This is a genomic window from Paenibacillus assamensis DSM 18201 (assembly GCF_000422445.1).
Lineage (GTDB): Bacteria > Bacillota > Bacilli > Paenibacillales > Paenibacillaceae > Paenibacillus_B > Paenibacillus_B assamensis.
Genome location: NZ_AULU01000024.1, coordinates 37,957 through 47,719 on the forward strand (window position 1 = coordinate 37,957; position 9,763 = coordinate 47,719).

The 9,763-nt window shown below is 44.2% G+C and carries 8 protein-coding genes and 1 rRNA gene; all 9 read left to right on the plus strand.

Features of this window, described 5'->3' with window-relative positions; translation table 11 throughout:
- The first annotated feature begins 5 nt into the window (after positions 1-5).
- Positions 6-1,319, plus strand: a complete 1,314-nt coding sequence (gene obgE / locus H580_RS0113430; RefSeq protein WP_028595259.1) for a GTPase ObgE — start codon at positions 6-8, stop codon at positions 1,317-1,319.
- Between the two features lie 206 nt (positions 1,320-1,525).
- A complete protein-coding gene (locus H580_RS0113435; RefSeq protein WP_028595260.1) occupies positions 1,526-1,963 on the plus strand; it encodes an ACT domain-containing protein in 438 nt (145 codons plus the stop codon).
- 45 nt (positions 1,964-2,008) lie between these two features.
- Positions 2,009-3,295, plus strand: a complete 1,287-nt coding sequence (locus tag H580_RS0113440) for a homoserine dehydrogenase (RefSeq protein ID WP_028595261.1) — start codon at positions 2,009-2,011, stop codon at positions 3,293-3,295.
- Positions 3,296-3,337: 42 nt separating this feature from the next.
- Positions 3,338-4,399 carry a threonine synthase gene (thrC, locus tag H580_RS0113445; RefSeq protein ID WP_028595262.1) on the plus strand — a complete coding sequence of 354 codons (1,062 nt, stop codon included), beginning with the start codon at positions 3,338-3,340 and terminating at the stop codon, positions 4,397-4,399.
- Between the two features lie 7 nt (positions 4,400-4,406).
- Entirely contained in the window at positions 4,407-5,387 is a 981-nt protein-coding gene (gene thrB, locus H580_RS0113450; protein WP_028595263.1) for a homoserine kinase, read from the plus strand.
- 29 nt (positions 5,388-5,416) lie between these two features.
- Entirely contained in the window at positions 5,417-6,298 is an 882-nt protein-coding gene (gene pheA / locus H580_RS24205) for a prephenate dehydratase (RefSeq protein WP_051217454.1), read from the plus strand.
- A 2-nt stretch (positions 6,299-6,300) separates the two neighbouring features.
- Positions 6,301-7,182, plus strand: coding sequence for a branched-chain-amino-acid transaminase (gene ilvE, locus H580_RS0113460; RefSeq protein WP_028595264.1), 882 nt, complete (start codon positions 6,301-6,303; stop codon positions 7,180-7,182).
- Positions 7,183-7,388: 206 nt separating this feature from the next.
- Positions 7,389-9,161: a LysM peptidoglycan-binding domain-containing protein gene (locus tag H580_RS25515; protein ID WP_028595265.1), complete on the plus strand. Its 1,773-nt coding sequence runs from the start codon at positions 7,389-7,391 to the stop codon at positions 9,159-9,161.
- 392 nt (positions 9,162-9,553) lie between these two features.
- Positions 9,554-9,763 (plus strand): 16S ribosomal RNA (locus H580_RS0113470); the annotation flags it as partial.

The following is a 9,763-nucleotide window of genomic DNA, read 5'->3' on the forward strand; positions in this document are numbered from 1 at the left end:
ACTTCATGTTTGTAGATAAGGCTAAAATATATGTAAAAGGCGGAGACGGCGGAGATGGACTCGTCGCGTTTCGTCGTGAGAAATACGTACCAAATGGAGGACCAGCAGGTGGAGATGGCGGGCGCGGTGGCGACGTTATTTTCCGTGTTGATGAGGGTTTGCGGACGTTGGTAGACTTCCGCTATCAGAAGCATTTCAAAGCTCCTCGTGGAATTAAAGGACGTAATAAAAGTCAGCATGGCGCAAATGCAGAGCACATGATCGTACGCGTTCCTCCTGGAACTGTTGTTGTAGATGATGATACTCAGGAAGTAATTGCAGATTTGACCCGTCATGGGCAGCAAGTTGTTGTTGCGAAGGGCGGACGCGGTGGTCGTGGTAATACACGCTTCGCTACTCCTACAAATCCTGCGCCTGAGCTTGCTGAGAACGGTGAAGAAGGAAAAGAACGTTGGGTGGTCCTTGAGCTTAAAGTAATGGCAGATGTAGGTCTTGTTGGTTTCCCGAGTGTGGGTAAATCCACATTGCTGTCAGTTGTTACTTCTGCTAAGCCGAAGATTGGTGCCTATCACTTTACAACGATTACACCGAACCTAGGTTTAGTGAATATGGGTGATGGCCAAAGCTTTGTTATGGCGGATTTGCCAGGTCTTATTGAAGGTGCGCACACAGGCGTTGGACTTGGTCATGAATTCCTGCGTCACGTTGAACGTACACGTGTTATTGTTCATGTAGTCGATATGGCAGGGACAGAGGGCCGTGACCCATTCGAGGATTGGGTTAAGATCAATGATGAGCTGAAGCTGTACAACGAGAAGTTGGCAGAACGACCGCAAATTGTAGCTGCTAATAAGATGGACATGCCTGAGGCAGAAGAGTATTTGGCTGCATTCCGCACACAATTAGCAGAAGTAAGACCAGATATCGAGATTATGCCTATTTCTTCTTTGACACGTGAAGGTATTCAAGAATTGATGTACAAGGCGATAGAAGTGTTGGATCAATTGCCTGAAGAAATCGAAGTGGAAGAAGTTGCTCAAGTTCAAGAGCGTAAGATCTATCGCTTTGATAAAAAAGGTGATGAGCCGCAGTTCACAATTCGACGTGAGAATGAAACGTATGTGGTGGAGAGCGAAGCGATTGAGCGTATGATGAAGCGTATGCAAATGAATACGCACGATGCGATTTTACGTTTTGCAAACACGCTGCGTAAAATGGGTGTTGACGATGCGCTTCGTAAGCGCGGTGCAAAGGATGGCACGATTATCCGAATCGCTGATTTCGAATTTGAGTTTGTAGAAGGTAGTAGCTACTATTAATAAGAAGAACAAGTCGTATGGCGTTATTGCGTCATACGACTTTTTTTGTTTTAACTTTTTACATAAGTAAGAAAATATTGAGATTGATATGATGGACATCGTGTATAATAAGATTCAACTTTTGACATGAACCTATTGTTTTTGCGGCGCTTATTCGCTATAATGTCCTCTATAGTTAAACAATAGTCTCTATATGGAGGACGGTCATGGCAGAACGGTATTATTTAGTTCGTGAGGATATACTGCCTGAAGCAGTAGTGAAAACCGTAAGAGCGAAACAATTGCTGGCGGCTGGAGAGGTAAAGACGGTACATGAAGCGGCGGAGCGAGTCGATTTGAGTCGTAGTGCTTTCTATAAATATAAAGATGGTATTTTTCCGTTGAATCAATTGGAGCGCGAGCGGATTGTCACGGTTTCATTGGATTTAGAAGATCGTGCAGGAATTTTGTCCAAAGTACTTGGCTCCGTAGCTACATTTGAGGGGAATGTACTTACTATTCACCAGACGATACCGCTACAAGGTATGGCTAACGTAGTGTTGTCCATTGAAACAGCATTAATTGCTGAGAATTTTGGACAAATGATGGATACGCTTCGAGATATACCTGGAGTGAAGCGAGTTGTTCTTATTGGTCAAGGTTAGGGATGTAGGGATACAATTGCACACATAAGAAGGGGAGGAACAAAGATGAAACCAATACAGGTAGGCTTATTAGGATTAGGAACAGTTGGAACTGGTGTTGTAAGAATTATAGAAGGGCATCAGGAAGATTTGATGAGTCAAGTTGGTTCTCCCATTCAAGTTCGTAAAGTACTCGTAAAGGATATGCATAAGCAGCGTCACTTAAATATTCAACCCGAGCTTATGACGGAAGATGCTTCAGAAGTGGTGTTTGACCCAGAGATTGATGTTGTTGTTGAAGTGATGGGAGGCATTGAGCCTACCAAACAGCTCATTCTTGATGCTTTGGAACAAGGTAAGCATGTTGTAACGGCCAACAAGGATTTGATGGCGCTTCATGGACCTGAAATATTAGAAAAAGCACGTGCGAACAATTGCGATGTATTTTACGAAGCGAGTGTAGCAGGTGGTATTCCGATTATTCGTACCTTAATGGAAGGCTTCTCTTCAGACCGCATTAAGAAGATTATGGGTATCGTAAATGGAACTACAAACTACATTTTAACGAAGATGAGCCAAGAGGGCGCAGCTTATCAGGACGTGCTTAAAGAAGCACAGGCACTAGGCTATGCAGAATCTGACCCTACTTCAGATGTAGAAGGGCTGGATGCGGCTCGCAAGATGGCGATTCTTGCTACGTTAGGGTTCCATGCGACGGTAGGTCTTGAAGATGTTGAAGTGAAAGGTATATCTAGCATTTCTAAAGAGGATATTGGTTATGCGAAGCGACTTGGGTATGAAATGAAGCTGCTAGGTATTGCGGAAAGACAAGATGATCAAATTAGTGTTGTTGTACAACCTACGATGGTAAAGACTTCTCATCCGCTTGCTTCCGTAAATGGTGTATTTAATGCAGTGTATGTGTATGGCGAAGCTGTGGGAGAGACGATGTTTTACGGTCCTGGTGCCGGCGAGATGCCTACGGCCACTTCGGTTGTAGCTGACTTGGTAGCTGTTGTGAAGAACCTTCGTATTGGTGTCAATGGCAAGCAAGGTCACCATGCTTATCGTACTAAGAAGCTCAAGACAGACGACCAGATTCATTATAAGAATTTTATTCTTTTGGATGTTCATGATCGTGCAGGAGTATTGGCCAGAATTACGCAAGTATTTGCAGAATTCGGTGTGAGCTTAGAGTCTGTTGTGCAGCAGCCGAATCCGAACAATCCTGATGCTGAAATTATCATTATTACACATGAAGCAAGCCAAGCAAGCATGAAAAAAGTGCTGGATCATTTTATGAGCTTGGATGTTATAAAGGAAATTAAGAGTGCATATCGCGTTGAGGGCTAATCATTCATTCCAGCGTACGGAATAGAGATGGAGGAGAGAACGATGAGATATATGGGACTGTTAGAAACGTATAAAGCGTACCTTCCGATTGGGGAAGCAACTCCGATGATTACACTTCATGAGGGAAATACACCTTTGATTCGAGCGGAAAACCTATCGGAACAACTAGGGTTGAATCTGTATTTTAAGTATGAAGGATTGAACCCTACCGGTTCTTTTAAAGATCGCGGTATGGTTATGGCAGTTGCGAAGGCGATGGAAGAGGGTAGCCGTACGATTATGTGTGCCTCTACAGGTAACACTTCTGCGGCAGCTGCTGCTTATGCGGCACGTGGCGGTTTGAATTGTATCGTTCTTATTCCGAATAACAATATTGCGCTTGGTAAAATGGCTCAGGCTATGATTTATGGTGCAAAAGTAATCGCGATAGAGGGCAACTTCGATCGTGCACTAGAAATTGTTCGTGACATTACGGCTAAGCATCCTATTACGTTAGTGAACTCTGTTAACCCTTATCGTATTGAGGGTCAGAAGACTGCTGCGTTTGAGGTGTGTGAGCAGCTTGGAGAGGCTCCGGATTACTTAGCAATTCCCGTAGGTAACGCAGGGAACATCTCTGCCTATTGGAAAGGTTTTAAGCAATACTATGAAGCTGGTAAAGTGGATAAGCTGCCTAAAATGATTGGTTTTGAGGCAGAAGGAGCGATGGCGATTGTAAAAGGTGAGCCGATTCTAGAGCCTGAAACGGTTGCGACGGCTATACGTATTGGTAATCCGGCAAGTTGGAAAACGGCGGTTGAAGCCTCTGAGCAATCAGAAGGTCAAATTAACTATGTAACAGACGAGCAGATTCTATCCGCTTATCAATTGCTTGCTGCATCAGAGGGTGTGTTTGCAGAGCCGGCTTCTGCGGCATCCTTGGCTGGAGTTATTAAATTGCATCAGGAAGGTTATTTCCAGGGCGGAGAATCTGTCGTTTGCGTGCTGACGGGGAATGGCTTAAAAGACCCGAATATTGCGATAAAAACGGCTGCTGTCGAACCACTTGTTGTTCCGGATTCGGAAGAGGCGGTTATGGATGCGATTCGTAAGCTAGAAGGGTGAATAACAGATGATGCAGCAAAACGGTGTGCTAGTAAAAGTTCCTGCAAGTACAGCTAACTTGGGGCCTGGCTTTGATACATTAGGTATGGCTCTTTCTTTATACACTTGGATTGGTATGAGGCCTGCTGAGACAACGGTTGTACGTATGTTTGGCCCTGAATTAGGTGGTTTGCCGGCGGATGAAACAAACCTTATCGTTCAAGTGGCCAAGCGGGTATTTATCGAAGCGGGAATAGAGTTTTGTCCGCTCGAAATCGATGTATATAGTGAAATTCCTCTGACGAGGGGTCTCGGGAGTAGTGCTTCTGCGATTGTGGGGGCGCTCGTAGCCGCTAATGCATTATTAAACTCGCCGTTGTCAAATCAACAATTGTTCGATATGGCATCTGCTTGGGAGCGTCATCCAGATAATGTTGGTGCATCCTTATTCGGTGGGATTGTCGTGGCTTCTTGGGATGGCAAACAGGCAAGGCATGTGAGATTAGAGCCGCATAGAAGTTTGGGCGCAGTTGTAGCGATTCCTAAATTCCATTTAGAGACGAAAGCTGCCCGTGGAGTTCTACCTGAGCAAGTTTCAATGGCGGATGCAGTACACAATGTAAGTCATTCTTCATTGCTGGTTGCTGCTTTATCAACGGGGCAGTTTGAGTTGTTGTATGATGCGATGCAAGATCGACTTCATCAGCCGTATCGTATGTCGCTAGTTCCTGGTATGAAGCGGGTGTTGGAGGAATCTCGGAAGTATGGTGCCTATGGTGTTGCTTTAAGCGGCGCAGGTCCAACGATATTGGCGCTCGTTAATCAGCTGCAAAGCAACGATGAATTGATTGCCTTTATGAATGATACGCTGCAACAATGTGGTGTTGAGGCAGATGTGTTCTTGTTAGAGCCTAGCTCAGTCGGTGCGGTATGCTTGGAAGGATCGGCGGATGATATTCATAGTTTGATACCTGAGATTTACCGGTCTGGTTTAACCGCAGAAGTATAGGTACTTGAATGTGAAGGAGTAAGTGAAGTATGGCTCGTATTGCTTTGTTGCCGCAAGGATCCGTGTCTCATGAAGCTGCGGTTCATCTGCTTGGCGATCATCATCAATATCATCATTTCAAGCTTATTTCTGAAGTATTTATGGCTGTTGTGAATAAAGAGGCGGACTATGCTGTTATTCCGATTGAGAATACAATAGAAGGTTCAGTTAATTTGCATCTGGATTGGATTGTTCATGAGGTTGATTTGCCGTTTCAAGCGGAGTGGGTGTATCCGTCTATTCAACATCTGATAGGAAGAGGTGTTGAGGGAGGAGAAGATTATTCTTCTATTAATAGGGTGCTGTCACACCCTGTTGCGATGGCGCAGTGTCAGCAATTTTTACGTAAATACTTGCCGCATGCGATCCAAGAGCACGTTAGCAGCACTTCTGAAGCGGTTAGGCTTGTAAAAGTTAACCCTGAGGAGAATTGGGCAGCAATCGGAACTCGATTAGGTGCGCAAACATTTGACCTAAATGTACTTGCCAGTGAGGTCATGGATCATCATAATAATTATACAAGGTTTATTCTGTTAGGATCCCAACCGATTGAGTTGGCGGAAACGAGGACGCATAAGACGACTATCTTGGTGACGCTACCAGAGGATTTTCCAGGTGCTTTGCATCAGGTGCTGTCGGCTTTCGCTTGGAGACGAATTAACTTGTCTCGAATTGAATCGCGTCCCACTAAACGTCAGCTCGGAAATTATTATTTTTATATCGATTTGCAAATGGCTCTAGATTCTGTGTTGCTTCCTTCTGCTTTTGCAGAAATCGAAGCGCTTGGCTGCCACGTTCGCATTCTAGGTACATATCCAACCTATGCGTATTCAATCAGTCAACAAGAAGAGCCTCATCATTCGGAGGTGTAAGCATGACGCAGTGGATTTATTTAGACGGCGAATTTGTTACTAAAGAAGAGGCAAAAATATCGGTATACGACCATGGCTTTTTATATGGTGATGGTATATTTGAAGGTATCCGCATTTATGACGGTAATATTTTTAAATGTCATGAGCATTTAGTTCGATTGTACGACTCTGCTAAGTCGATTATGCTGAACATCCCTCTCACCATTGAAGAAATGCAGGATGCTTTGGTAGAAACGATTCGCCGCAACGGGCTGCGTGACGGTTATATTCGTCTTATTGTATCTCGTGGAGCGGGCAATCTTGGCTTAGATCCGAATCGTTGTCCAAAAGCGAGTGTTATAATCATTGTTGAACAGCTGGCTATTTATCCAGAAGAAGCCTACAAAAATGGTTTGCGTGCGGTATCGGTTGCAGAGCGTCGTAACATTCCAGATGCATTGAATCCGAAGATTAAATCTTTGAACTATTTGAACAATATACTAGTTAAGATAAAAGCCAACCTAGCTGATGTAGGCGAAGCGATCATGCTTAATGCACAAGGCTATGTTACAGAGGGTTCGGGAGATAACATCTTTATTATAAAAAAAGGGGTAGTATATACTCCGCCGTGCTACTTGGGAGCCCTGGAGGGAATCACACGTAATGCGATCATTGATATTTGTCAGGAGCAGGGCTTTACTGTAAAGGAAGAACCGTTCTCAATGCATGATGTTTATGTTGCTGACGAAGTATTCTTCACAGGAACAGCTGCGGAAGTTATTGCGGCACGTGAGATTGATGGTCGTATTGTAGGGAATGGACAGGCTGGGCCAATTACGCTTCAGTTGTTGGACAAATTCCGTCAAATCGTAACGCAGGATGGCGTTAAAATATACGAATCTTAATTGAGCAGGAAGCTTTCTCCGAAGAGGAGGGGGCTTCTTTTTTTGTAATCTAAAATATGGGTGATAGGATGGCTTGTTTATTGTGGAGATTATATGTTAGTTGAAAAAAATGATGTCAAATGCCTAGTTCTTGCATAGGATGTATAAATGACTACGCGGGCGATTGTCCCGTGCTACGAGGATGATTCCCTTAGGAGGTACCGCGCGTGAAAATTCATATTATTAAAAAGGGCGAAACATTGTACGCTCTCTCCAAAAAATACGGGGTATCTTTGGATCAGCTTATCGCCCTAAATCCACAATTAACTGATCCAAATCAAGTTCAAGTTGGTATGAAAATTAGAGTTCCTTCTACTCCTGTTTCTACTGGAGGCTATGAAATTGTCCATAAGCATGTAGTTAAGGAAGCGGACACACTATGGAAATTGGCTAAAGCTTGGGGTGTGCCACTTCAGGCCTTGATAGCTGCCAATCCGCAGTTGAAAAATCCGAATGTACTTCTTATTGGGCAAGTAGTTAATATTCCTAAACTAACTGTGAATGAATCGAGTGGGCCAAGTGCGAGTGCAGGTTGGGGGGCGAATGCAGCGAATGCTGGTGTTGTACCTCTTTCAAAAGCTGAGCTGACTAAACCAATACCGCCGCAACCACCAGTACAACCACCAGTACAACCGCCTATACAACCACCTATTCTGCCGGAGAATAAATTGCAGCCGCAAGCGAAGCAGCCACTACCAGCTCAACCACAACCACAAGCTCAAGTAAAACCTCCATTGCAATCTCAATCTCAACCAAAGCCACAGCCGCAGTCACAAATTAAGCCGCAAACCGAGCAGCTAATAGCTACAACTCCTTTGCCGAATCCAACATCCGTTAAACCTTCGACAGGCAATGTGAGTCCTGTTAAGCCGACGACAAAAGGTGAAGTGCCGAACTTCGTTCCTTCACCTGCAAGTTATGGTAACTTCTCAGCAAACATGCCCAATGTAGAACCTTATCCTAATTCTTTTGCTCCTAACCATGTAGGGCAATTGCAAAGCAATGCACAATGGCAGTCTCAAGAAGTTGGTGGGACGCAGTCGACTTCGCAGCCTAACTTGTATCCAAACGTACCTCAATATGAAGGGTTCTGTTCTCCGGACATATCACCTTATATGAATTTCTGTAATCCGTATCCACCTCATCTTTATGGTAGTCATCATTGTAATCCTTGTGCCTATCCATCTTATGGTGGGGCCTCACTGCCGTTCGTGCCTTATCAGACTTCGTACGCGGATGGAATCAATTCTTTCTGGGGAAATGATCAAGTAGCTTATTCACAAAATGCGAACTATGGCCCAGCTTCTGTACCTCCAGGAGTGAATGCGAATTATGGTCCAGCATCAGTATTGCCAGATGTTAATGCGAATTATGGTCCAACGTCAGTGTTGCCAGGTGGTAATGCAAACTATGGTCCGGTATCTGTATCTCCAGAAGTTAATGCTAATTATGGGCTGTCATCTATGTCGCCAATACCTAATCAGAATTTTTCGCCGAGTGTTGCCGGTGAGGTGTGGGATAAAAAAGTAAACGAACAGGTTGCGAATGCAGAATCTTACGCGTTCCCGCAAGCGCAGTATAGTAATATGCCATATGCTACTCAAGAATATAGTGCTTATGGAGCTTCTCCGTATGGTGACTATAGCGTTTTTTGTCATCAATGCGGAACTCCTTATAGAGCGGATGCTTCTGTGCAGGATAGCAGTTGGTTGGCACAGTGGGGAGATGTAAGTCCAGTTTTAGGAGAAGAGAATGAAACTACGCAGAAGTCGGAAGATGTTCCGGCTAATATAAATGATAATGTTTCTTCAATTAAAGGGAAGAAGAAGAGTAAGGATCAGCGTAAAAATGTAAACGCACGTAACAACAAAGAGTCTGATTCTTATACGCAGGTTAATGGAAGCCATAAAGGTAAAAGTATGCCGTGGATTAACGGTTAATAAAAGGTGAATGAAATAAGCTGCGACAACGCCTAAAAGTGAGCTGTCGTGGCTTATTTTTCCTGTTGTCAAAGTTGGGTCAGCGTGATATATTTTAATTCCGCCACTGAGAGGTGCGGTTGAGACAAGCTAAATAGAAACAAACTGAAGTTAAGTTCAAAACGAAGCTTCAAAAAAGTTTTAAAAAAAGCTTGACTCGATTAGAACGAAATGATATATTATAAGAGTTGCTGCTGAGAAATGCGGCGAACGAAAGTGAAGGAAAACGAGTCGATAAGACGAGTAATCTGGAGCGAAACTGTTCTTTGAAAACTGAACAACGAGTGAAACGTTTGATATAAGAAATTCAGCAATGAATTTCGTCAGCATTACAAATGAGCAAGTCAAACACTTTTATGGAGAGTTTGATCCTGGCTCAGGACGAACGCTGGCGGCGTGCCTAATACATGCAAGTCGAGCGGGGTTGATGGAGTGCTTGCACTCCTGATGCCTAGCGGCGGACGGGTGAGTAACACGTAGGCAACCTGCCTGTAAGACTGGGATAACTACCGGAAACGGTAGCTAATACCGGATAGGCTTTTTCCTCACCTGAGGGAGAAGAG